Origin of the sequence: Nocardia terpenica (assembly GCF_013186535.1) — a bacterium.
In the GTDB taxonomy this organism is placed as follows: Bacteria; Actinomycetota; Actinomycetes; order Mycobacteriales; family Mycobacteriaceae; genus Nocardia; species Nocardia terpenica.
Window position 1 is genome coordinate 514,350 of the sequence record NZ_JABMCZ010000001.1, and the last position, 23,052, is coordinate 537,401.

A 23,052-nucleotide genomic window follows, 5' to 3' on the forward strand; every position below is an offset into this window, starting at 1 on the left:
CGGCATGCTTTTGGCCGGGATCTCAGTGGGGGGCGTCGGGCGATAGTCGGCCCGACGAGCCAACCGCGTGCGGCCGCGCTCTACGCCGACCGCCGCGGTTTCCCCCTGTTCTCCGAGGCCCCCGCGCCGAGGATCGGGCGGGGAAATGGTAAGGGTGATGATGACGTCCCTCGACAGGGAATTACTGATGGTCCGCCGCGAGGTGCGGGCGCGGCGGACCTCCCCGGTGGCGTGGTTGCCGGTCGCGGTGGTGGCGGCCGGGTTGATCGCGTTGCTGCTCGTGTTCGCGAACGAATACGGTTACGCCCCCGACGAATTGTATTTCCGCCTGCTCGGAAAGCGCGGTCTCGCCTGGGGATACGTGGACCAGCCGCCGCTTTTGCCCATGGTGGTGCGCGCCGCGACGGCCGTCTTCGGCGACAGCGTCTGGGGAATCCGGGTGCCCGCGATGCTGTGCGCGGCCGCGGTCACCATGCTCGGCGCGGTCATGGCCGCCGAACTGGGCGGGACCCGGCGCGCGCAGACACTGACCGCGTTCGCCGTCGGGACCTCCGCGCTGGTGCTGAACTTCGGCCACTACATCGTCACCAACAGCCTCGACACCGTGGCGTGGGCCGCGGTGCTGGTCTGCGTGCTCCGCGCGCTGCTGCGGGAGCAGGGCGTGTGGTGGTGCTGGGCGGGTCTGGTGGTCGGGGTCGCGCTGTACGCGAAATACATTGTGCTGCTTCTGGTTGCGGCGTTGCTGCTGGGCCTGGTACTGGCCGGGCCGCGGAAGGTGTTCGCGGACCGGTGGTTGTACGCGGGCGCCGGGCTGGGCCTGGTCATCGGCTCGCCGAATCTGATTTACCAAGCGACACACGACTTTCCGCAGCTGCACATGGCGCAGGCGCTGGGCAGCACGGACGGCACGGCCTACCGCGCCATGTTCGTCACCAACCTGGTGCTGCTGCTGGGTCCCCTCCTGTTCGTGCTCTGCATGATCGGGCTGGTCCAGCTGTTCCGGGTGCCGGAGTGGAAACCCGTGCGGGCGTTGGGCATCGGCTACGTGGTCGCCGCCGCGGCGTCGTATCTCGTCGACGGCGGGCGGCCCGACTACACCGGCGGCCTGCTGATCGCGCTGCTGGCCGTCGGCTGCGTGGTCGCCGACCGCTGGGTGGGAGTGCGCACCCTGCGCCTGGTGACGCTGGTGCTCGCCCTGGTGCTGGGGGCCGCGCTGCAGGTGGTGCTGTCGCTGCCGGTGATCCCGCGCAGCGAGTTCCACAAATTCCAGCGCGCGGGCCGGTCGCTGCAGGATGTCGGCTGGCAGCAGCTGGCCGCGCAGGCCGAGGCGGCCTACCGGGCACTGCCGGACGCGGACCGCGCCGACGCGGTGTTGCTGACCCAGAACTTCGCCGAGGCGGGCGCCCTGGACCGGTACGGCCACGGCCTGCCCGCGATCTACAGCGGGCACAACGGGTTGTACGAGTGGGGCGCCCCGCCGGACTCGGCGGGCGTGGTGGTCGCGATCGGCGTCGACCCGGCGCGGCTCGCCGCCGACTTCGGCTCGTGCCGAACGGTGGACACCGTCGACAACCGGCTGGGCATCGACAATCCCGAACAGGGCCGACCGATCATCGTCTGCCGCGACCGCGAAAAGCCGTGGGCCGCACTGTGGCCCGGCTACCGGCACCTCAGCGCCTACCCGTGACCCCGGCCGCGGCGGGCAGGCCGCCCGAACCTCGGAACGACGCGTACAGCGCCGAGCCGCCGTCGAACAGCCCGGCGAACCGGTAGTAGGTATTGGTGACGATCAGCAGCACGACCGAGGTCACCGTGTACATCGGCGTGCTGAGCGCGGGCACCGTGTCGACCGGCAGGCTGTAGGCCATGAGCACGCGCACGACCGCGTCGCCCAGCAGCGCCAGCCCCCACAGCACGGTGGCCACGCGCCAGATCCGGCGGAAGCCCGGCAGCTGCTCCCACAGCTGCTCCCAGTCGCCCGGGACGCCGCGGCGGGTCAGCCGCCGCTCCAGCACCGGGCGGCTGTAGAGGAAGGCCAGCGGCCTGCGCCCGAAGCGCACCGAGACCAGGAACCACAGGCCGGTGATGCCGGTCAGCCAGCCCTCGCGGGCGAGCATGAAGCGCGGGCTCCCGGCGATCAGCGACACCACCGCGCCGAGCACCATGACCGTCACCGCGTACAGCGCCACGCCGTCGACGCGGCGGTTGCGGATGAGCCGCACCACGGCGATCGCGGCCGGAATGGCGGCCGAGATCAACAGGCTCAGGTACATGCCCATCCCGGTGCTGCGCAGCACGTAGTAGAGGACGGTCGGCAGGACGAGGTCGGTCAGCAGCTCGAGGAGCATGCGCCGCCCCGACTGCTGCGGGGGCGCGGGGCTGGTCTGCGTGGTGGTCATGGGGTACTCCCGGTGGTGGCGAGGTCGAACAGGGTGGTCAGCTCCGCCGCGTACGAGCTCAGGTCGAGGTCCGGCGCGGTGCGGAGCAGGAACGGCAGGCCGTCGATCGCCCGCTCGATGGTCGAGGCCATCACGAAGGTGTCGAACTTGCGGAATTCGCCGGAACGCTGCCCGGCCTCCAGGATGTCCTGCACGTAGGAGAGGGTGCGCCGTTCGTTGGCGCTGTCGTAGCTGCGCTCGTCGTCGGTGCCCCGGAACTCGAGGAAGATCGACATCAGCGCGTCCATCTGGGTGCGGCGGGCCGCGATGAACTCGACCCGGCTGCGGATGTAGGTGAGCAGGGCGCTGCGCTGGTCGGGCAGGTCCCGCAGGCGCTCGGACATGAAGGCGCGGATCTCGGTGGACACGTCCGCGATGACCGCGCGCATCAGCTCGTCCTTGCCGGAGAAGTGATACGAGATGAGCCGGGTGCTGCTGAGCTCGGCCCGTTCCGCGATCCGCGCGAACGATGCCTGCCCGTAACCGAGTTCGGCGATCGTCTCGATGGTCGCGGCCACGATCTGGGCGCGGCGTGCGGTTGCCGTCACCGACCGCCCGGTCACCTCTCTTACTTGCATGAGTAATTATTACGTCGGTCGAGTAACGCTGTCAAGGGCGGCCCGGGTCCGGCGCGGACCGAGAGGTTTTGTGGTTGCATGGCTTCGGGGGAGATCAGTCCACGAACCTTCGGAGTGGCGAATGCACGATGATCGGAAGTTGGTCGAGGACCGCATCTTCCGGATCCTGGTGGAGCGGATCCGGCCCGCGGTGTATCCCGAGTCGGTACCCGCCCGGATCGAGGTGTGGCACGCCCCCGGCGAACCGGTGCCGGTGGCCGAGGGCCTGTCCGCGCAGTACCGCGAGGCCACGGTGGGTCAGATGTGGGGGCCGCCGTGGGCGACCATGTGGTGCCGGGTCACCGGCGAGGTGCCCGCCGCCTGGGCCGGGCGCACCGTGGAGGCGGTCATCGACCTCGGCTTCGACGCCAGCATGGCCGGATTCCAGTGCGAGGGAATGGTTTACGCGCCCGACGGCACGGTGATCAAGGGGCTCAGCCCGCGCAATTCCTGGGTGCGGATCGGCGCGCCCGCCGCGGGCGGCGAGCGGGTCGAGCTCTACGTGGAGGCGGCCGCCAACCCGACCATCTTCGGCGGCACCGCCGGGGCGGCGATGTTCCGGCCCACGCACCTGGGCCACCGCGACACCGCGGGCGACGCCCCGCTGTACCGGATCTCGCGGGTCGCGCTGGCCGTGTACGACACCGAGGTGGCCGACCTCGGCGCCGACATCCAGGTGGCGGTGCAGCTGATGCGGGAGCTGCCCGAAACCGGTTCGCGCCGCTGGGAGATCCTGCGCGCGGTGGAGCGCGCGCTCGACGCGCTGGACGTGCACGACGTGCCCGGCACCGCCGCCGCGGCGCGCGCCGAACTCGCCGACACGCTGGCGCGCCCGGCGCACGCCAGCGCGCACCGGATCTCGGCGGTGGGGCACGCGCACATCGACTCCGCGTGGCTGTGGCCCACCCGGGAGACCGTCCGCAAGGTCACCCGCACTGTCGCCAATGTCGTCGATCTGCTGGAGCACAACCCGGATTTCGTCTTCGCGATGTCGCAGGCCCAGCAGTTGGCGTGGGTGAAGGAGCGCGCGCCGGAACTGTTCGCGCGGGTCGCCGCGCAGGTGGCGGCGGGCCGGTTCGTCCCGGTCGGCGGGATGTGGGTGGAGTCGGACACCAATCTGCCCGGCGGCGAGGCGCTGGCCCGGCAGTTCGTGCACGGAAAGCGTTTCTTCCTGGACGAATTCGGCCTGGAGACCGAGGAGGTCTGGCTGCCGGACTCCTTCGGCTACACCGCGGCCCTGCCGCAGCTGGTCGCGCAGTCCGGATCGCGCTGGTTTCTCACCCAGAAGATCTGCTGGAACCAGATCAACAAGTTCCCGCACCACACGTTCTGGTGGGAGGGATTGGACGGCACCCGGGTTTTCACGCATTTCCCGCCGGTCGACACCTACAACAGCGAATTGACCGGCGCCGAATTGGCGCACGCGGAACGCAATTTCGCCGAGAAGGGCGGCGCCACCCGGTCGATGGTGCCGTTCGGATACGGCGACGGCGGCGGCGGACCGACCCGGGAAATGCTCGCCCGCGCCGCGCGGCTGCGCGATCTCGAGGGCTCGCCGCGGGTGGCCGTCGAGGCTCCGGCGGAATTCTTCCGCAAGGCCGAGGCGGAATATCCGCACGCGCCGGTGTGGTCCGGCGAGTTGTATCTGGAATTGCACCGCGGCACCTACACCAGCCAGGCGCGCACGAAGCAGGGCAATCGCCGCAGCGAGCATCTGCTGCGCGAGGCCGAGCTGTGGGCGGCCACCGCCGCGGTGCGCCACGGCGCCGAGTACCCGTACGACGAGCTGGACCGGATCTGGAAAACGGTGCTGCTCAACCAGTTCCACGACATCCTGCCCGGCAGCTCGATCGCCTGGGTGCACCGCGAGGCCGAACGCGACTACGCCGAGATCGCGGTGCGGCTGACCGAGATCATCGACGCGGCCCAGCGGCGGCTCGCGGGCGCGGGCGCGGACACCGTGGTGTTCAACGCCGCCCCGCACGCGCGCGACGGGGTGGCGGGCCTGGGCGCGGCCGCCGCGGCGCAACCCTCCGGCGACCCGGTCCTCGCCGAACCCGCCGACGGCGGATTCGTGCTGGCCAACGGGGTGCTGCGGGTCGTCGTCGACGGCAACGGGCTGCTGCGCTCGGTGTACGACCTCGCGGCGGGGCGGGAGGCGATCGCGCCCGGCTCGTCGGGCAACCTGCTGCAACTGCATCCGGACGTGCCGAACAACTGGGACGCCTGGGACGTCGACCGCCACTACCGCAATACGGTCACCGATCTCACCGCCGCCGACAAGGTCGTGCTCGAGTCCACCGGCCCCGACCGGGCCGCGGTCACGGTGGTGCGCACCTTCGGGCTCTCGACGGTGCGCCAGCGGCTGACCGTGCGGGCGGGGGAGCGGGCGATCGAGATCGACACCGAGGTCGACTGGCACGAGACGGAGAAGTTCCTGAAGCTCGCCTTCGGGCTGGACGTCGCCGCGGAGCGGTCGGCGGCGGAGATCCAGTTCGGGCACGTGCACCGCCCTACCCACGTCAATACCAGTTGGGAGGCGGCCCGATTCGAGATCTGCGCGCACCGCTGGATGCTGCTGGCCGAATCGGGGTACGGTGTCGCGCTGGCCAACGACTCCACCTACGGTCACGACGTGGCCCGAATCCCGCTGGACGGCGGCGGATTCGGCACGCTGCTGCGCGCGTCGCTGCTGCGCGCGCCGCGGTTCCCGGACCCGGACACCGACCACGGCGTGCACCGCTTCCGGCACGCCCTTATCCCCGGCGCCGACGTGGCCGCCGCGGTCTGCGAGGGCTACCGGATCAACCTGCCGGTCCGGGAGGTCGCGGGCGCGAACGCGGTGGCGCCCCTGCTGACGGTGGACAATCCGGCCGTGGTGATCGAGTCGGTGAAACTGGCCGACGATCGGTCCGGGGACGTCGTGGTGCGCCTGTACGAGGCACACGGCGGCCGCGCGCGGGCCCGGCTGACCGCGGGTTTCCCGCTCGCCGCCGCCCGCTCCACCGACCTGCTGGAGCGGGAGTGGGCGCGGACCGAGCACTATGGGGTGGGCGGCTCCGATATCGAAATGGCATTGCGCCCCTTCGAAATCCGTACGCTCCGGCTTTCGATCGGATAACGCAGCACAGTTTCGTCCGTGAATTCACTAGAGTCGTCCGCGAATTCATTTTCAGGGGTCGATAGGGGTGGGTAGGGGCGGAAAGGGTTGGTGGGCCGGATCACGTCGTTCTACGCTCTTCCCGAGGCGCACACCATATGCGGGGAGCGGAAATGATATGACCGCCTGGAATTCTCGGAAGGTAGACTCCCCGGGCCATTCGCCCTTTTCCGAATGTTCGTCGCCGGTGGTCGGAATGAACGAAGGATGATCATGGACGAACTCTCCGCCGCCGTCGTCTCGGGGGCGTCTTCCGATGTGCTGGAACGCATTCCGGTGCCCACCGAATACACGGCGGCGCATCTGCGGATCGAGGATGTCGACATGTTCCGCGGCGTCGCGGACAAGGACGTCCGCCGGTCGATCCACGTCGACAAGGTGCCGATGCCGGAGCTGGCCCCGGACGAGGTGCTGATCGCCGTGATGGCGGCGGCGATGAACTACAACACGATCTGGTCGGCCACCTTCGAGCCGCTGCCCACCTTCAATTTCCTGCGCTACTACGCCAAGCAGGGCGGCTGGGCCGCCCGCCACGATCAGCCCCATCACGTTCTCGGTTCGGACGCGGCCGGGGTGATCGTGCGCGTGGGCAGCGGCGTGCGGAACTGGAAGGTCGGCGACCACGTGGCCGTGGCGACCGCCCACGTCGACGACCAGGAGCCGCTCACCCACGCCGACGGCATGCTCGGCGCCGAGCAGCGGGCGTGGGGTTTCGAGACCAACTTCGGCGGCCTGGCCGATTACGCCGTCGTCCGGGCGAGCCAGCTGCTGCCCAAGGCCGCGCACCTGAGCTGGGAGGAGGCGGCGTGCAATCCGCTGTGCGCCGGCACCGCCTACCGGATGCTGATCAGCGAGCACGGCGCCAATATGCGCCAGGGCGACGTGGTGCTCATCTGGGGCGCGGCCGGCGGCCTGGGCGGGTACGCGGTGCAGTTCGTGCGCAACGGCGGCGGCATCCCGATCGGCATCGTCAGCTCCGACCGCAAGGCGGAGATCGCCCGAAAGCTGGGCTGCGAGTTGGTGATCGACCGGCGCGAGATCGGTGAGATCTCCCCCGACCCGGAGACCACGGTGGCGGCGGGTCGGCAGCTGGGCAAGATCATCCGGCGCGAGATCGGCGAGGACCCCAATATCGTCTTCGAGCACGTCGGGCGGCAGACCTTCGGCGTCTCGGTATTCGTGGCCCGGCGCGGCGGCGTCATCGTCACCTGCGGCTCCAGCACCGGCTACGAGCACACCTTCGACAACCGCTACCTGTGGATGCGCCTGAAGCGAATCATCGGCAGCCACGGCGCCAACCTGTACGAGCAGTACCAGACCAACCGCCTCATCGAGCGCGGCCGCATCATGCCCATGCTCTCCGCGATCTACCCCCTGCGGGAGTCCGGCGAGGCCGCCCGCACCATTCAACGCAACGAACACCTCGGCAAGGTCGGCGTCCTGTGCCTGGCCCCCGACCCCGGTCTCGGCGTCACCAACCCGAGCCTGCGCACCGAGATCGGCACCGACCGCCTCACCCCGCTGCTGAACGCCTGACACCGATTTCGGCGGGTATGTTGGCCGGGTGGGCACAACATATCAGCTGTTCGTATTCGATTTCGACGGCACACTCGCCGATTCCGGTGAGTGTGTCGTCGCCTCTTTTGCCGGGTCGCTGGAGCGGAACGGGCTGCCACCGGTCGAGCCGCGCCGGATTGTCGAGAATATGGGTCGTTCCCTGCCCGAGGTATTCCGCGATCTGACCGGCGGTATCCACGACGACGCCCGCTACGAGCGATTGGTCGCCGATTACCGCGATCTCTATTGGAAATTCCTGCCGGAGAAGACCAGGGCATTTCCCGGTATCCGCGACGCGCTGGAGCAGGTGACCACCGCCGGTGCCGAATGTACGGTGGCCACGAGCAAGAACACCGAGTTCGCCGTGGTCTCGGCACGGCACCTCGGCATCGGCGACTACTTCCGGCTGTATATCGGCGACGACCTGGTGGTCCGCAAGAAGCCGCACCCGGAGATGCTGGAGCGCACGCTGGCGGAGACCGGCATCGACCCGGCCGATGCCGTGATGATCGGCGACGCCGCCACCGATATCGCGATGGGCGCGGCCATGGGCATGGATACCATTGCCGTCACCTGGGGCGCGCATTCGGTGCAGCAATTGCGGGCCGCCGGGCCGACTCACATTATCGACACCGCGGCGGAATTGCATCGATTCGCCTGAACCCGCGGGCGCTCGCTTCCCGGCCGCCGCCGCGGCATACTGCGGTGGTTCACGCATTTCTGATGCGAATAAGGGAGTGACGTCGTGTTCATCGATTGGGAAAAGATGCCGCGCACGCGGAGTCCGCGCGCGAAGGACAGCAGGCGGATCGCGAGCGGGCAGAATATGTCCTTCGTGCGGATCGAGATAGAGCCGACCGCGGAATTCACCGGGCAGACGCACCACCACCCGCACGAACAATGGGTGGTGGTGCTCGGTGGCGAGGTCCGGATGTCGGTGGCGGGGGAGGAGGTCGGGCTGTCGACCGGCGACGTGCTCTACATCCCCATCGAGGCTCCCCACGCGCCGCTGGGTGTCGGCCCGGCGGGAGCGACGTACCTGGAGATCTTCTCGCCGCCGCGGATGGATCTGCTGCCGGGCAGCATCGTCCCGGCGGTCTGAGGACTACTCGTGCGGGCCGTCGTCACGGCAGCCAGTCGGCGGCCAATCCGCTGTTGCGCACGGTGGTGAACCAGTGATCCCGGATCAGGCCGCGCTCGCGCAGGCCCTCCGCCCAGTGGGCGGCGGCCTCCGGATCCCTGGTGAAGGCGAAGCAGGTCGGCCCGTGGCTGCTCATGGCGATGGCGTCGATACTCGGCTGGGCGCGGCCCTCGTCGAGCAGGTCGACCATCTCCCGCCCCTGCAATTCGATCTGGGCGCGTTTGAAGTAGCCGGTGAAGGTCAGTTCGTCGACCACGGAGCAGAACGTGTCGTAGTCGCGTTCGGCGACGGCGGGCGCCAGCCCCATGAACACCAGGTGGGAGGTGCGCCACGATTCGGCGGGCGGGATCGGCATGGTGGTGGTGAACCACTCCAGTTCCTCGGCGCCGCCGATGTGGCGGCCGTTCGCCAGCAGAATCAGGATCGGCCAGTCCGGGAAGTCCAGCTTGACCAGCGGCGTCGGCGGTTCGACGGCGGTGGCGAAGTGGCTGGGGCGCAGGTACTTCCGGGGTTCGTCGGCGAAGTCCGGGGGGTTCGGGTGGCCGCAGTCGACCAGGAATCCGCCGTGCTCGGCGAGCCCGGTGCTCGCGCCGGAGGTGCGGCCGCGGCCGAGGGTGGCCGACAGCCACCGGATGTCGGGGGTCCGGTCGCAGAGCAGCCCGTAGGCATATCCGGCGGCAATGAGAGTCGTTGTCTTGGAACCGAATCCGCTGTGCGCGGGGAGCGCCGCATCGATGTCGAGGTGAACCGGCGGGCCGTCCCAGAGCGTGCGGAGCGTGTCCGCGGCGGCGGTGAGCGCGGCGTGGTGCTCGCCCTCGACGCCGGTGATCGTGGTGGGGCCGGACGCCACGGCGGCGGTCACCCTCGCCCCCGGCCGCTCGACACCGATGGACGCGATTCCGTTGCGGCGCCGCGATTGCGCGTCCAGGCTGATCAGGGTGAAGCTGATCCGGGCCGGGGAGGACACCCGGACCGCGCTGCCGTGGCGGGTACTCGCCGCCGTGAGGTGCGAGGTCATGCGGCACCGCCGATCGGTGCGGCGGTCAGGCCGGTGCGCTGCCGGAGATCGGTGGGGTTTCCGCAGGCGGTGACGAAATCCTCGACGGCGCGGTGCAATCGCTCCGCCACGGCCGGGCCGGTCGTCCAGGCGGCGGCCAGCGCGGCGTAGATCTCCGCCGTCGCGGCGACCAGGTCCGGCGCCAGCGGCTCCGGCCGGGGCCACCGATCGCGGGGTATCCGGTCGGCGACCAGGCGCTGCACCACCTCGCGCAGGCCGGGGTGCAGGAAGCGCAGCAGTTCCTTGCAGACCGGGGTGGCCCCGAGATAGAAGCGGTTCTCGTCCGGGGTGCCCGCGTGGTCGATCAGGATCGGCCTGCGGTCGCCGTCGAAGCCGAATTCGGCCTTTCCGTCGGCCAGCGTCAGTCCCACTGCGGCACAGTGCCGTTCGAGTACGCGGGCGACGCCGGTGGTCAGCTCGGTCAGCACCGCGAGGTCGGCGGGGTCCACACCGCCGACCCGGGCCGCCTCCGCCCGGCCGATGAATCGGTCGGTCTCCTCGTATTTGGTGGTGAATTCCACCATCGGCTCGGCCAGCCAGGGCGCCCCGGCGTCGCCGTACGGCGGCACGGTGGCGTGGTCCAGGGTGCCCGCCGCGGCCCGGCGATGCACCGAGGATTCCCGGGGCAGGGCCAGCCGGTAGACCACCTGCAACGGAATGGTGCGTCCGGGACCGGCGGGCCCCTTGCTGCCGTCGGTGTCCACGTCGAGCAGCTGGATCCGAATGGCGTTGTCGGCCACCTGCTCCAGGAAATGCGTCCAGATATCGGCCTGTTCGAACAGCTCGAACGAGCGGACCGCCATGGCGCACGAGGCCGCGCCCTTACCCGGTATCTCGTCGGGCATCACCCCGAAGTCGAAGACCGAATAGCGGTCGGAGAAGACGAATATGCCCTCACCCGGCCGTCCGTCGGCGGGCGGAACCAGTACCTTCAGATCCTTACTGGACCAGCGTTTCACCTGTTTGCTCCTGTGTCCGTTTGGATGTCGCGCGCAGTTGGATTCTGTTGTGGCGCTTACTGTTCGGGAATTTATACGTGAAACTCGGCTACTGCCAAGGCGATCGGTGACGGGCATGCGAAAGGCGGTTTCCGGCAACGCGAAGCGCGCGCGAACAACTGAGGAAATTCCTCAGTCGGGTGTGATAGCCGCGGTGCGGACCTATCCGCGGGGCCGCCGCGCGAGCGCGGTGCCGAGACAGTAGGCCGCGGTCAGCGCCGGACCGAGTGTGCCGCCCGAGCCGGGATAGCCGGGGCCCATGACGGTCGCGGACACATTGCCGCAGGCGAACAGTCCGGGCACCGCCGTGCCGTCGGTCCCGAGCACCTCGCCCGCCGGGCCGGTGACCGGACCGCCCTTGGTCCCCAGGGCGCCGGGGACGACGGGGACGGCGTGGAAGGGCGGCGCGGCGAGCTCGCCCAGGCAGGGGTTGCCGCCGTGGCGCGGGTCGCCGTAGTAGCGGTCGTGCGCGGTCTCGCCGCGATGAAAATCGGGATCGCTGCCCGCGCGGGCGTGCGCGGAGAACCGCTCGATGGTCCGGGTGAGCTCGTCCGGGTCGACGCCGATCGCCGCGGCCAGCGCGGCCGGGGTGGCAGCGCTGGTGAACCAGTCCGGCGCGGGTTCGCGCGGCGACGCGGTACCGACCTGGTAACGGGTGCGGAAGGTTTCGTCGAAGACCAGCCACACCGGCAGGTGGTCGGGCCGGTGCTGGTCGGCGTCGAAGTTGAACAGCACCCGGGTGATGTCGTGGTAGTTGACCGCCTCGTTGACGAACCGGCGACCGTGCCGGTCGACCATGATCGATCCCGGCAGGCAGCGCTCGCCCACGAGGTGGCGGGTGAGCGGGGCCCCGTCGTATCGCTCCGGTACTCCCGCGAGCGCGGGCACCCACCACGCCTGGCTCATGCGCTCCACCGCGGCGCCCGCGGCCAGCGCCATCGTCAGGCAGTCGCCCTCGTTGCCCGGTGGGCTGGCGGGCAGGACCGGGATATCGCCCAGAAACGCGGTGCGCAGCACGGCATTCCATTCGAATCCGCCCCCGGCCAGCACCACGTTCGCGGCCGGGAACTCCCGCCCGTCGGCGGTCCGGACACCCGTCACCCGCCCGTCCGCGCGCAGCAGCGCGGTGGCCCGCGCCTCGGTCACGAACCGCACCCCGCGGTCGTCGCAGGCCGCGACCAACCCCGCGACCAGCGCCGCGCCCACGGTGAGCACACCCTCCGACCGCCGCCGTTCGAGTAATTCCCGGTCGGGGCCGTCGAATCGGGCGAGGTGCCGCTCGTGATAGGTCAGCGGCGGGAACTGCGGTCCACGGCGGATGCGCCCGAGCAGGCCGGGCCGGTCCGCGGTCGGGAAGGGCTCGTTGTCCAAGCAGCGACCCACATTTCGCGCGCCCGGCCACTCGGAGTGATAGTCGGGGCGATCGATCGGGAACAGCCGGACCGGGGTGTGCTCCAGCAGCCACTGCACCATCTCCGGTGCCGCCTTGACGTAGTGCTCGAGCCGGGCGCGGGGGACCGTGCCCTCGGTGACCAGGTCCAGGTAGCGCAGGGCGTCGTCGGGGGAGTCCTCGATGCCTGCGGCGGCCATCGGAGCATTGCCGGGCACCCACAGCATGCCGCCGGACACCGCGGTGGTGCCGCCCAGCAGTGCGGTGCGCTCCAGCACCGTCACCGACAATCCGGCGTCCGCCGCCACCGCGGCGGCGAGCAGACCGGCGCCCCCCGAACCGACGACAACGACTTCCGCGCAGGGCATTTCGTCTTCCACGAGCTTCCTTCCGGTGGATGGATCGGGCGGCGTCATCGGATGGCGGCGGTCCAGTGACCACCGGCCAGCGAATCGCGCGCGTGCAGCGTCTCGGAGAAACGGTCGACGGCCTCGTACAGCGGCCCGGTCGTCTCCGGTGCCAGCACCACGTCCTCCCCGATCAGCTGGATGTGGGTGTCCAGGACGAACCAGCCGGGCAGGATGTGATGCGCGCCGAGCGCGGAGAGCACCGGCCGCAGCGCGTAATCGATCGCCAGCACATGGGCGGGGCTGCCCCCGGTGACCACCGGCAGCACCGCCTTCCCGGCCAGCGCGTACTGCGGCAGCAGGTCGAGCAGCGTCTTGAGCACGCCGCTGTAGGCCGCCTTGTAGACCGGCGAGGTCACCACCAGCCCGTCGGCCTCGCCGATCGCCTCCACCACCGCCGCCAGCGCCGGGTCGGTCGCGTCCGCGGCCAGCAGCGGACCAGCGGGCAGATCGCGAATCCTGATGGTGCGCACCGTATGTGAGTGCAGGCGCAGCCGCTCGGCCAGATGTTCGGCGAGCGCCGCGGTCCGGGACACGGCCGACGGACTTCCGGACAGCACGAGAACAGATGTCATGGGGCGACCTCCTGGGGCGCGGTTTCGTGATGTTCTTCTCAGATGGCGACCGGCGCGCTGGGCACGACCGGGACCGCCGGGCGGGGCGTATTGCGGCTCGGCAGTGCGCGCAGCTCACCCGCGGTGACCACGGCGGTGATCGCCGGAATGTCCCCGACGCGCAGCGCGTCCGCGGCGGTGTCGGCCTGGGAACCGGCCGGTGCCGCCAGGGCCAGCACGTCCGCGGGAGCGCCCGGTGCGAGCCGCCCCGCGGACAGGCCCCAGGTGTCGGCGTTGTTGCCGGTGGCCAGCGACCAGGCGACGGCGGGTTCCAGTCCGCCGAGCGCGGTCAGCTCCAGCACCGTCTTCAGCACCGCCAGCGGCATGACGCCGAAGCCGGACGGCGTGTCCGAGCCGACCACGATCCGGTGCAGCTGCTCGCATTCGGCCGCGCGGCGCACCAGATGCAGTGCGGCCCTGAGATTTCCCGCCTGCACCACCTGTAGCGCCATATCGCTCTCGGTGAGCAGCAGCTCCGCCTCGGCCGGGGACAGTGCGGTCGGGCCGCCGTTCGCGTGCCCGCACACGTTCGGCCGCAGCGCCAGCACCACCTCGCCGTTGTGCGCCGCGCCCCCGGCCGCGCTGGCGCCACCGGCATGACACATCACCGTCATCCCGTGTGCCTGCGCCCAGCGCACCTGGTCGCGGCCGTCCAGCGGATGGGCGAACGCGCCGAATCCGAACTTGGCCAACCGAACTCCGCACCCGGCCAGCTCCGCGAAGTCGGCCTCGGTCAGGGTCGGCTCGATCAGGACCGCACCGGCGTGCACCCGCATCCCGCCGGGCCGGTACTCGGCGAAACAGCTGTGCGCCGCCACCGCCAGCGCCTTGACCCCGGCGGCACTGCGCGGGCGGCCGGGCACATGCACCTCGCCCGCGGAGACGGTCGTGGTGATGCCGCCGTGCACGTACCCGGCCAGGTAGTCCACCGCGCGCTGGCGTGGGCTGTAGTCACCGAAGGTGACGTGGCCGTGCGAGTCGATCAGGCCGGGAGCCAGTGTGCCGCCCCGCAGGTCGATCACCTGGTCGGCGGCCTCGAGGTCGGCGGCGAGCCGATCGGCGTCGTCGACGGCCGCGATCACCCCGTCGCGGCACACGACGGTGTCGACGCCGGGCAGCAGCGGCTCGGCGAGATCGCCGGAGAACACGGTCGCCGCACCGGTCAGGACCAGCGTGCCCATCAGCCCGCCTGCCCGGTCGCCGACGATTGGGCGACCCGGTCCGGCGCGGGCGGCGCGAGCCGCCGATAGCCGAGCCCGAGCAGCAGCAGACACCCCGTCACGCCGAACACACCGCACGCCGCCGCCCAGTGCGTGCTGGCGTGGGTCAGCACCACACCCACGAGCGCCGCGCCCATCGAGTTGCCCGCGGCGAAAAGGGTGACCAGCCAGGCGAATGCCTCGGTGGTGGTGCCCGCCGGGGCGAGCATGCCGATGAGCAGCCACACCGAGGCCAGCGTCGGCGCCAGGAACATGCCGGTCAGCAGCAGCACCGCGAACATCGGGACCGGCGGCGGTACGAGAGTCAGCAGCAGCCAGCCGATCAGCAGGCCGCCGACGCTCACCAGCAGCCGGGTGCGCGGCTGGATCGTCCACCTGATCGCCCCGTAGCCGAGCACGCCCGCCAGCGAGGCGAGCGAGAAGACCGCCAGCAGCATCGGCGCGCCGCCGGGGACCCGGTGCTGTTCGGCATAGGAGACCGACAGCACGTTCAGCGTCCCGATCGACATCCCCGCGCCGGACGGCGCCAGCAACACGATGATCAGCCCCAGGTTGCGCAGCGGCCCGAGCCAGTGCCGGTCGTGCGGACTCGGTCGCCAGCGCCGCGACGGCGCGGCCGTGGCGAACACCAGCACGCCCAGCACGCTCAGCGCCGCCTGCACCCACAGCGCGGTGATCGGCGCGGCGATCGCCAGGCACAGCGACACCGCCAGTGGCCCGGCGACGAAAACCAGTTCCTGCGCGGCGGAATCGACCGCGTAGACGTTCTCCAATTCCTCCTGGGCGAAGATGTCCGGCCACAGCACCCGCAGGCACGGTTCGAGCGGCGGGGTGAACGCACCGGCCAGCACCGCGCCCAGCAGCACCGTCGGGTGCTGGGCCGGTGCCAGCGCGATGAGCACGAATCCGGCCGCGGCCAGCACGGTCGTGGCCGCCAGCACCCTGGTCTGACCGATACGGTCGACGGCGCGGCCCAGCACGGGCGCCCCGACGGCGGCGGAGATCGCGAAGCAGGCGGCCGCCGCCCCGATGAACGCGTACCCGGCACCGGCGTGCCGCAGCGCCAGCGGAATGGTCACGGCCGCCATCGAACTCGGCAACCGCCCGATCCAGCTCGCGGACAAGACGCGAAAAGCGTGTGGTGTTCGGAGCATTCGCAGGTAGTTCACGCGCACCCTCTTTCGTTTCTCCTCGCCGCGATGGTCACAGGAGCGGCTCCGGGCGGTAGTCGGCCGCGGCGGGGTCGGCGGCCACCACTGCGGCGACCCGCGAACCGATTTCGGCGATCTGCTCGGCCGCGACCCCGGTGAACGCCCCCCGATCGGCGAGCAGTCCGGTCAGCAGCGCCTCGTCCAAGGGGAAGCGGTCGTCCGCGCCGAGGGTCCGCAGCAGCGTGTTGCCGGTGCCGCCGTCGCGCAGGGTCGCGGCCGCGGCGATCGCGTGCTCCTTGATCAGCTCGTGCGCCCGCTCGCGGCCCTGCCCGGCCCGCACCGCGGCGACGAGCATCTTGGTGGTGGCCAGAAACGGTAGGTGCCGTTCGAGTTCGGCGTCGATGACCCTCGGCGCCGCGGTGAATCCGTCCAGCACGGTCAGGGCGGTTTGCAGCAGTCCGTCGAGGGCGAAGAAGGCGCCCGGCAGCGCGACCCGGCGCACCACCGAGCAGGACACGTCGCCCTCGTTCCACTGGTCGCCCGACAGCTCGCCCACCATGGCGGCGTGCCCGCGCAGCACCATCATCAGGCCGCCGATCCGTTCGCAGTTGCGCGGATTCATCTTGTGCGGCATGGCCGACGACCCGACCTGACCGTCCGCGAATCCCTCGCAGGCCAGCTCGTGCCCGCTCATCAGGCGGATGGTCCGGGCCAGGCTGGCCGGGGCCGCGGCCAGCTGCACGAGCGTGGAGACCACCTCATGGTCCAGCGAGCGGGGATAGACCTGGCCGACGCTGACGAATCGGCGCTCGAAGCCCAGGTATTCGGCGATCTTCGTCTCCAGCGCGGCGACCTTCGCCCGGTCGCCGCCCAGCAGATCCAGCATGTCCTGCAGGGTGCCGACCGGGCCCTTGATGCCGCGCAGCGGGTAGCGGCCCAGCAGATGGTCGAGTCGCTCGACGGCGAACAGCAGCTCGTCGGCCGCGGTGGCGAAGCGCTTGCCCAGCGGAATCACCTGTGCCGCAACATTGTGCGTGCGTCCGGCCATCGCCGTGTCGGCGTGCGCGGTGGCCAGTGCGGCGAGCCGGGCCAGCACGGCGACGCAGCGGCGTCGGATCAGCCGCAGGCTCTCGCGCACCAGCAGCTGTTCGATGTTCTCGGTGAGGTCGCGCGAGGTCATCCCCTTGTGCGCGTGCTCGTGCCCGGCGAGCGCGTTGAACTCCTCGAGTCGCGCCTTCACGTCGTGCAGGGTCACGTGCTCGCGCCGCCGGATCGAGGCCAGGTCGACCCGGTCCACGACCGCGGTGTAGTCCGCGATCGCCCGTTCGGGAATGTCGATGCCGAGGTCGCGCTGGGCGGCCATGACCGCGAGCCACAGCCTGCGCTCGGCGATCACGCGGTGGCGCGGGGACCACAGCGCCACCAGATCCGACGACGCGTAGCGGGTGGCGAGGACATCGGGCACGGTCTCGTCGATGGTCATGTCGGCCGCGGTCATCCGACGAGTTCGCGCCAGGAGGCGTCGTCCGCGGGGACGACGAGGGAGGCCGAGGTGATCTTGCCGTAGTCCACGTCCGCGCCGAGCCCCGGCGCCACCCCACCGGCGGCGTGCGTCTTGACGGCGTTCATCAGGAAATTGCGCGCGCGGGCGATGCCCGTATCGCTCTTGCCCGGGTTCTCCAGTGTCCGATCCACGATCGCCCCCATGCTCTCCTGCACCGCGATGTCCTGCATGGCAAGTCCCCGGATACCGGAGAAGCTGCTCCCGTCCCGCATCGCGATCCGGTCCTGCCCCCACATGTTCTCCCGCGAGTACCCCTCCCGAAAGTTGTCCTTGTTCATCTCGTCGAGCCGCAGACCGAATTGCGCCGCAAAGTAATTCGGGTCCACCGGCTGATTCTCGTTGTACCAGAGGTACCAGAACAGGGTGCGGTGATCGTCGATCGGCACCCAGGCGTGCCAGAGCCGGTCGCCGTTGGGCAACTCGGGCACGATCGTGTACCAGGGCATGATCATCGGCTTGATCCGCACCAGGCTGTCCCCGGTGGACAGGGTGCGGATCGCGGCATAGCGGATGCCCCACGCGGTGTGCTCGATATCGTCGTGCGGCGCACGGTCGTCGAGCAGATCGCGCAGCGGGCCGCCTGCGGCCTCGGTCTCGTGCAGCAGCGACACGTGCGCCGAATCGATATCGGCCTCCAGCCCCTGCATCCAATTGCAGTCCAGGACGGCCACGATCGCGAACACCTGCTCCGCGGGCAGGTCGGTGAAGGCGAAGCGGGGGAACGGTGACGGCGTGCGGTCGGTGCCGCCGACCCACACCCACACGATGCCGCCCGCCTCCACGACCGGGAAGTGCCGCAGCTTCACCAGTCCGGCGAACCGTCCGCCGTCCTCCGGTTCGGACGGGGTCTCCAGTACCTTGCCGGAGGTGTCGAACTTCCAGCCGTGATAGATGCAGCGCAGCGCGCAATCCTCGTTGCGGGCCAGCGCGAGCGAGGCGCCGCGGTGCGGGCACGCCTCGGCGAAGCAGCCGAGCGAGCCGTCGTCGCCGCGGAAGATCACGTAGCGCTCGCCGAGCAATTCGACCGGGACCGGTTCGCCCCCGGCGGTCACCCGCTGGGAGCGCAGCACCGGCATCCAGTATTCGCGCAGGAGCTCACCCATCGGCGTGCCCCGGCCAACTCCGGTCAGTGTGTCGTTGACGGACCTGGTCGCCATGTGGCGGGACCTCTTTCTACGGTCGGCTGAAAAGATCGGTGTCGAAGGTGATGTCGGTGCCGGGCCGCACCCAGCGCGGGTCGATGGCGCAGGGGATGCCGTCCGGCTCGCCGAGCGCGGCGGCGAGCCGGGCGGCCACGCCCGGCGCCAGCGGGGTCAGCGCCATCGCCAGCGTGCGCACGGCCATCAGCTCCAGCGCGACGCTGGTGCGGGCCACGCCCGCCGCCGGGGTGGTCGCCAGCACATCCGTGCTCGTCTCGGCGAAATCCCGGGCCTGCGTGACGAATACGCGCATCGCGGCCACCACCGACCGGGCGTTGAACCGCTCCGGCAGGTAGCCGAGGACCGCGGCCGCCGCGAGATCGGTGATCTGGCCGTAGAACCGCTCCGTCTCGACGTTCCAGCCGCCGCCCTCGGGCGCGCGCCCGTCGAAGTACTTCAGCGTCCGCGCACCGACCTCGTCGATCCACGCCTGCCAGCGGCCGATCAGCTCGTCGGAGACGAAGGCCGCGTAGCCCGCCGCCGTGAAGTTCCGCCGCCGCACATCCGGTGTGGTGGCGGCCAGGTACAGCCGGAGCTGGTCGGCATTGGCCGCCGTGAACGCCTCCCGGGCCCACACGGCGTGCCTGCGGCTGGTGGAGAACTTGGCGCCCTCCAGCAGATAGAACTCGTTGCACACCAACGTATCCGGCAGCGGGAGCGCGTCGGTGAACGTGCCGAGCACGGCCGGGAAGGCGAAGGCGCGCAGGAACGCGTTGTCGAAGCCGAAGAACAGCACGGTGCGGGGCCGCTGCTCGGCGGCATACGCCGACCAGTCCGCCGCGCCCTGCTCCCGCGCCAGCTTGTCCAGGGCGACGAGGAAGCGGGCGGCGAGCTCGAACGCCGAATACATCCGCTGATCCGCCAGCGCCGGGTCCGCCCCGCCGGTCTGCTCGACGTGGATCGGAATACCGTTCGTGGTCGGTGTGCTGACCGGCAGATCCGGCAGCGGCTTGGCGAGCACCCGCTCGATGTAACCGCGCAACCGCGCGTTCATCGCCGTGCCGCGCAGATAGTCGGTAAGCCTGTCGCGCAACGGTTCCAACGGCAGGAAGTAGCGGGTGAGCAACCGCTGCGACGCTGCGGCCCCGCAGCCCGCGCAGCGCGGATCGACCAGCTCGCGGTCGTTGTAGGGCAGCGCGCACGCCTCGCACTCGATGCCCGCGGTCTGATCGGACCCGCAGTGCGGGCACGACCCGGAGACGAACGCCTCCAGCAGGAATCGCCCGCAGGGTTCGCAGTAATTGGTGGGCTCGGACCGGGTGACGAGCGCGCCCTCGGTGAGCAGCCGCCGGAACACGGTGGTCGCCATCGCCGGGTACGACGGTTCGCTCGGCCGCACGAAGACGTCCCACTCCACCCCGGCGGCGGCGAGTCCCGCGGTGATGGCGTCCGTATTACGTTCGGCGAGTTCGTGAAACGACAGCCCCGCCGCCGCGGCCGCGGCGGCCACCTGGGTCTGATGACCGACCGTCCCCAGCAGCAGGTGTGCCCGCGCCCCGGTGGCGAGCACCGCGCGACGGCAGGCGTCGGCGGTCAGCAGCGGCCCGGCGATATGCCCCAGGTGCAGTTCCCCGTTCGGGGTGGGGAACGACGGCAGGATCAGCACCGGCCGGTCCGGCGTGCCCGTTGCCTGCCGCTGCCGCCGGTCGGCGTGGGTCCGGGCCAGGGCCGCCATGTCCTCCCACCAGATCGAGTAGAACGACAGCGGCCGGTCGGCGGAGGTGTTGCGCAGCGTGTGCGGCGCCAGCGGCGGCAGATAGACGGCATCGCCCGCCCGCACCGTCCGAGTCGTTGTGTCCCAGCCGATTTCACCCTCGCCGTCGAGGATCACCCACGCCTCGAGATCGTGATGGTTGTGCTCGGTGGTGATCTCGCCGGGCCGCAGTGTCACCCGGCGCACCTGAAACGGCGCGGCGGCGGCGGTCGCCCACTCCGGGGCCGCGCTGCGGACGAAGTCCGGCGCGTCGAGCTCGGGCAGGGTGCGGGGAATAGTGCTGACGATCATCGATGCACCACCGTTCTGTTCGTCTCGTTCCGGTCGGCGGCCTCGGAGTCGACCGTCTGCCAGTCCAGCGCCGCGGATACCGCACCGGTGTCGTACCGTTCGAAGCCGAGCAGGCTGTTGGCGATGGTCGCGCTGCGCCAGGCCAGCAGGCTCAGATTGGGGTCGGCGACGCCGAAGTGCTGCCGCGCCGCGTTCTGCACATACACCCGATTGCCCGCCGGTCCGGTCCAGTCGAGGCTGAAATCCGCACGCACCCCGGTAGTTCCGTCGCCGGACGGCAGCACCGAACGCAGCGGCGCGAGGGGCCGCGGGAGCTCGTGCCGATAGCCCGTCGCACAGACCACGAGGTCGACCTCGTGGCGCACTTGGTCGCCGTCGTGCGGCAGCCACGCGGTCGCCAGGCCCGACCCGGTCTGGTCGATGCCGGTCAGCCGGTGCCCGAGCAGCACGGTGCACGGCCGCGGCACCTGCTCCAGCATCTCCAGGTCGTAGAGCCGCCGGTAGATCGCCTCCAGCAGGCTCACCGACACCCCGTCGCTGGCCATCTGCTGCTGCCGCACCAGTTCCGCCCGGCGCCCGGCCGGCAGGCCGTGGAAGTAGCGGCTGTAGTTGGGCACGAACAGCTCGTCGACGAACGGACTGTCGTCCAAGGGCAGCATATTCGGGCGCGAGGTACCCCAGACGATCGACGCGGGCCGATCGCGCGCGGTGAGCAGATGATGCACCACCTCGGCGCCGCTCTGCCCGCCGCCGACGACCGCCACCCGGCGCCCCGCGAACTCCCGGGGCGCGTCGAGCAGCGCCGAGGCGTGCAGGACCCGCGCCGGATCCAGCCCGGCCGCGCACGCGGGCAGCTTCGGCGGTAATCCCGTGCCGCTGACCACGTTTCGCGCCCGCAGCACACCCCGATCGGTGCGCACCGCGAACAACTCCCCGTCCCAGCGCACGTCGTGCACCCGGACCCCGAAGCGCAGGCCGGGAATGCGCTCGGCCGCCCACCGGCAGTACTGCTCGAACTCCCGGCGCGGCACCTTGGTCCGGCCGGTCACCAGCAGCCGGTAGAAGCGCTTGGTGTCCACCAGAAATGACGGGAACGAGAACGGGTTGGTCGGGTCGACCGGCGTGACCAGATCCTTGAGGTAGTGCACCTGCATCTGCGCGTCCGGCAGCATCAATCCGGGGTGCCACTCGAAACGCGTCCTGCTGTCGAGGAATTCGGCCTCGAGTGCGGTCCCGCCGGCGCCCGCCAGCAGTGCGGCGAGACTGAGGTTGGCGGGCCCGATACCGATGCCGATCACATCGAGGACGTCGTGTCCACTTCTCATGCGGGTGTGCCTCCAGTTGTGACGCTGCTCGGTGGGGACGCGGCCGCGGGGTCCTCGGCGGTGGTGGTCCACCGCACCCCGAGGGCGGCCAGGTCGGCCTTCATGCGTGTGAAGTGCGTGGCGGACAACGCCTCGTGCGGGCGCAGCCAGCCGGTGGCGGATACCGTGCCCTCGGCCAGCATCGCGGTGGCGGAGGCGAGGGTGAATCCGGTCGTGCGGGTCATCGCGGACAGCCCGGTGCTGCGGTCGAACCGATCGACCAGCAGTGCCGACGCGGTCGCCGCCCGGCCGTCGGTGTCCGCCCGGCCGTGCCCGGTGACCTCCAGCACCACGATGTCCTCGTCCTCGGACCCGGCCCGCAGCCGCGGCGCGAGCACGTTCTCGACCACCCGCAGCGGGGAGACCGAGACGCCGTCGACGACGACCGGCGTCTCGTCGAGCAGGCCCAGATCGGCCAATTCGGTGACCGCGCCGGCGAATCCGGGCCAGCGCAGGGTCTTCTGCGTGCAGTCCGCCGCGGCCAGCGCGGGGTGCCGGGCCAGCCAGGGCACCATGCCGTCGTGATAGCCCTCCAGCCGCCCCACCCCGGGCACGTCGCGGGTTTCCAGCCCGGAGAATCGCAGCTGGCTGACCGTGCGGCCGTCCTTGATGGCGAGCGAGCGGCGCTGCGCGATGGGCAGGTGGTTGGCCTGCTCACCGCCGAAGAACGCGGTGTAGCCCCAGGGCGGCCGGGGCGTGGCGGGGATGCCGCCGCAGCGGATCTCCAGCGCCGCGACCTCGCCGAGCCCACGGGCCACGTCCAGGGCGAACAGTTCGGTGAGCCCCGGCTCCAGGCCGATCGGCAGCAGCACCGGGATACCGGCCGCGGTGGCGACCGCGTCGAGCTCGGACAGCTGCGCGGCCGGTGGCCGGGTGATGCTCGCGATCGGGATCCCGGCCGCCGCGGCCGCGTCGATCGCGGATCGGGTGCCCGCCCAGGGCAGCGCGACCGCGACCGCATCGCTGTCCGCGAGCGCGTCGGCCACGTCGTCGGTCACCAGAATCCGGCAATCGCCGTGCGGCTCCAGCCATCTCGCCAGGCCGTCGGCCCGGCCGCCGTCGCGATCGATGAGCGTCAGGCACGACACCCGCGGGTCGCGCGCGAGCGCGTATGCGGCGCCGCGGCCCATCTGGCCGCAGCCCATCAGCACCAGCTTCACGACGGCCCAC

18 protein-coding genes are annotated in these 23,052 nt (G+C 70.9%); 5 read left to right on the forward strand and 13 right to left on the reverse strand.

The window, feature by feature from the left end; all coding sequences use genetic code 11:
- Positions 1 to 157 precede the first annotated feature (157 nt).
- A complete protein-coding gene (locus tag HPY32_RS02265) occupies positions 158 to 1,687 on the forward strand; it encodes a glycosyltransferase family 39 protein (protein WP_082870921.1) in 1,530 nt (509 codons plus the stop codon).
- On the opposite strand, the gene HPY32_RS02270 is transcribed toward HPY32_RS02265, so the two are convergent.
- Positions 1,671 to 2,399, reverse strand: a complete 729-nt coding sequence (locus HPY32_RS02270; protein WP_067582624.1) for a VC0807 family protein — start codon at positions 2,397 to 2,399, stop codon at positions 1,671 to 1,673. The two genes, HPY32_RS02265 and HPY32_RS02270, sit on opposite strands and share 17 nt — an antisense overlap.
- Positions 2,396 to 2,986 (reverse strand): TetR/AcrR family transcriptional regulator, encoded by a 591-nt coding sequence (locus tag HPY32_RS02275; RefSeq protein ID WP_197696398.1) that lies wholly within the window; start codon positions 2,984 to 2,986, stop codon positions 2,396 to 2,398. The genes HPY32_RS02270 and HPY32_RS02275 overlap by 4 nt, the downstream gene beginning before the upstream one ends.
- A gap of 151 nt (positions 2,987 to 3,137) precedes the next feature.
- Between HPY32_RS02275 and HPY32_RS02280 the strand changes: the two genes are divergently transcribed.
- From HPY32_RS02280 to HPY32_RS02295, 4 genes are all read left to right on the forward strand, one after another.
- Positions 3,138 to 6,176, forward strand: coding sequence for an alpha-mannosidase (locus tag HPY32_RS02280; protein ID WP_067582629.1), 3,039 nt, complete (start codon positions 3,138 to 3,140; stop codon positions 6,174 to 6,176).
- Between the two features lie 252 nt (positions 6,177 to 6,428).
- Complete coding sequence (gene ccrA / locus HPY32_RS02285) at positions 6,429 to 7,751, forward strand: crotonyl-CoA carboxylase/reductase (RefSeq protein ID WP_067585611.1); 1,323 nt, start codon at positions 6,429 to 6,431, stop codon at positions 7,749 to 7,751.
- 28 nt (positions 7,752 to 7,779) lie between these two features.
- Positions 7,780 to 8,433 carry an HAD family hydrolase gene (locus HPY32_RS02290; RefSeq protein WP_067582630.1) on the forward strand — a complete coding sequence of 218 codons (654 nt, stop codon included), beginning with the start codon at positions 7,780 to 7,782 and terminating at the stop codon, positions 8,431 to 8,433.
- An 84-nt stretch (positions 8,434 to 8,517) separates the two neighbouring features.
- Positions 8,518 to 8,874 carry a cupin domain-containing protein gene (locus tag HPY32_RS02295; RefSeq protein ID WP_082870922.1) on the forward strand — a complete coding sequence of 119 codons (357 nt, stop codon included), beginning with the start codon at positions 8,518 to 8,520 and terminating at the stop codon, positions 8,872 to 8,874.
- 22 nt (positions 8,875 to 8,896) lie between these two features.
- On the opposite strand, the gene HPY32_RS02300 is transcribed toward HPY32_RS02295, so the two are convergent.
- The 11 genes from HPY32_RS02300 to HPY32_RS02350 form a co-directional block, all read right to left on the reverse strand.
- Positions 8,897 to 9,931: a beta-ribofuranosylaminobenzene 5'-phosphate synthase family protein gene (locus HPY32_RS02300; RefSeq protein ID WP_067582633.1), complete on the reverse strand. Its 1,035-nt coding sequence runs from the start codon at positions 9,929 to 9,931 to the stop codon at positions 8,897 to 8,899.
- A complete protein-coding gene (locus tag HPY32_RS02305) occupies positions 9,928 to 10,929 on the reverse strand; it encodes a phosphoribosylaminoimidazolesuccinocarboxamide synthase (protein WP_067582636.1) in 1,002 nt (333 codons plus the stop codon). The genes HPY32_RS02300 and HPY32_RS02305 overlap by 4 nt, the downstream gene beginning before the upstream one ends.
- A gap of 201 nt (positions 10,930 to 11,130) precedes the next feature.
- Positions 11,131 to 12,738 carry an FAD-dependent oxidoreductase gene (locus HPY32_RS02310; protein ID WP_197696399.1) on the reverse strand — a complete coding sequence of 536 codons (1,608 nt, stop codon included), beginning with the start codon at positions 12,736 to 12,738 and terminating at the stop codon, positions 11,131 to 11,133.
- Positions 12,739 to 12,770: 32 nt separating this feature from the next.
- Positions 12,771 to 13,340 carry an NADPH-dependent FMN reductase gene (gene ssuE / locus HPY32_RS02315; RefSeq protein ID WP_067582641.1) on the reverse strand — a complete coding sequence of 190 codons (570 nt, stop codon included), beginning with the start codon at positions 13,338 to 13,340 and terminating at the stop codon, positions 12,771 to 12,773.
- A gap of 38 nt (positions 13,341 to 13,378) precedes the next feature.
- A complete protein-coding gene (locus HPY32_RS02320; RefSeq protein WP_067582644.1) occupies positions 13,379 to 14,560 on the reverse strand; it encodes an amidohydrolase family protein in 1,182 nt (393 codons plus the stop codon).
- Positions 14,560 to 15,753, reverse strand: coding sequence for an MFS transporter (locus tag HPY32_RS02325; protein WP_269456496.1), 1,194 nt, complete (start codon positions 15,751 to 15,753; stop codon positions 14,560 to 14,562). Before HPY32_RS02325 ends, HPY32_RS02320 begins: the two co-directional genes overlap by 1 nt.
- Positions 15,754 to 15,802: 49 nt before the next feature.
- Positions 15,803 to 17,233: an adenylosuccinate lyase gene (gene purB, locus HPY32_RS02330; protein WP_067585624.1), complete on the reverse strand. Its 1,431-nt coding sequence runs from the start codon at positions 17,231 to 17,233 to the stop codon at positions 15,803 to 15,805.
- An 11-nt stretch (positions 17,234 to 17,244) separates the two neighbouring features.
- The gene (locus HPY32_RS02335) at positions 17,245 to 18,471 is read right to left on the reverse strand and encodes a Rieske 2Fe-2S domain-containing protein (RefSeq protein ID WP_067582647.1); all 1,227 of its coding nucleotides are present in this window, start codon (positions 18,469 to 18,471) and stop codon (positions 17,245 to 17,247) included.
- A gap of 16 nt (positions 18,472 to 18,487) precedes the next feature.
- Positions 18,488 to 20,518, reverse strand: coding sequence for a class I tRNA ligase family protein (locus HPY32_RS02340; RefSeq protein ID WP_067582650.1), 2,031 nt, complete (start codon positions 20,516 to 20,518; stop codon positions 18,488 to 18,490).
- Entirely contained in the window at positions 20,515 to 21,843 is a 1,329-nt protein-coding gene (locus HPY32_RS02345) for a lysine N(6)-hydroxylase/L-ornithine N(5)-oxygenase family protein (protein ID WP_067582653.1), read from the reverse strand. The genes HPY32_RS02340 and HPY32_RS02345 overlap by 4 nt, the downstream gene beginning before the upstream one ends.
- Complete coding sequence (locus tag HPY32_RS02350) at positions 21,840 to 23,042, reverse strand: saccharopine dehydrogenase family protein (protein WP_197696401.1); 1,203 nt, start codon at positions 23,040 to 23,042, stop codon at positions 21,840 to 21,842. The genes HPY32_RS02345 and HPY32_RS02350 overlap by 4 nt, the downstream gene beginning before the upstream one ends.
- Positions 23,043 to 23,052: the final 10 nt, after the last annotated feature.

Coding starts and splice junctions, on each gene's coding strand:
- HPY32_RS02325 (WP_269456496.1), bottom strand. CDS start 15,753: ATGCTCCGAACACCACACGCTTTTCGCGTCTTGTCCGCGAGCTGGATC.
- ccrA (WP_067585611.1), top strand. CDS start 6,429: ATGGACGAACTCTCCGCCGCCGTCGTCTCGGGGGCGTCTTCCGATGTG.
- HPY32_RS02345 (WP_067582653.1), bottom strand. CDS start 21,843: ATGAGAAGTGGACACGACGTCCTCGATGTGATCGGCATCGGTATCGGG.
- purB (WP_067585624.1), bottom strand. CDS start 17,233: ATGACCATCGACGAGACCGTGCCCGATGTCCTCGCCACCCGCTACGCG.
- HPY32_RS02335 (WP_067582647.1), bottom strand. CDS start 18,471: ATGGCGACCAGGTCCGTCAACGACACACTGACCGGAGTTGGCCGGGGC.
- HPY32_RS02340 (WP_067582650.1), bottom strand. CDS start 20,518: ATGATCGTCAGCACTATTCCCCGCACCCTGCCCGAGCTCGACGCGCCG.
- ssuE (WP_067582641.1), bottom strand. CDS start 13,340: ATGACATCTGTTCTCGTGCTGTCCGGAAGTCCGTCGGCCGTGTCCCGG.
- HPY32_RS02265 (WP_082870921.1), top strand. CDS start 158: ATGATGACGTCCCTCGACAGGGAATTACTGATGGTCCGCCGCGAGGTG.
- HPY32_RS02320 (WP_067582644.1), bottom strand. CDS start 14,560: ATGGGCACGCTGGTCCTGACCGGTGCGGCGACCGTGTTCTCCGGCGAT.
- HPY32_RS02300 (WP_067582633.1), bottom strand. CDS start 9,931: ATGACCTCGCACCTCACGGCGGCGAGTACCCGCCACGGCAGCGCGGTC.
- HPY32_RS02280 (WP_067582629.1), top strand. CDS start 3,138: ATGCACGATGATCGGAAGTTGGTCGAGGACCGCATCTTCCGGATCCTG.
- HPY32_RS02270 (WP_067582624.1), bottom strand. CDS start 2,399: ATGACCACCACGCAGACCAGCCCCGCGCCCCCGCAGCAGTCGGGGCGG.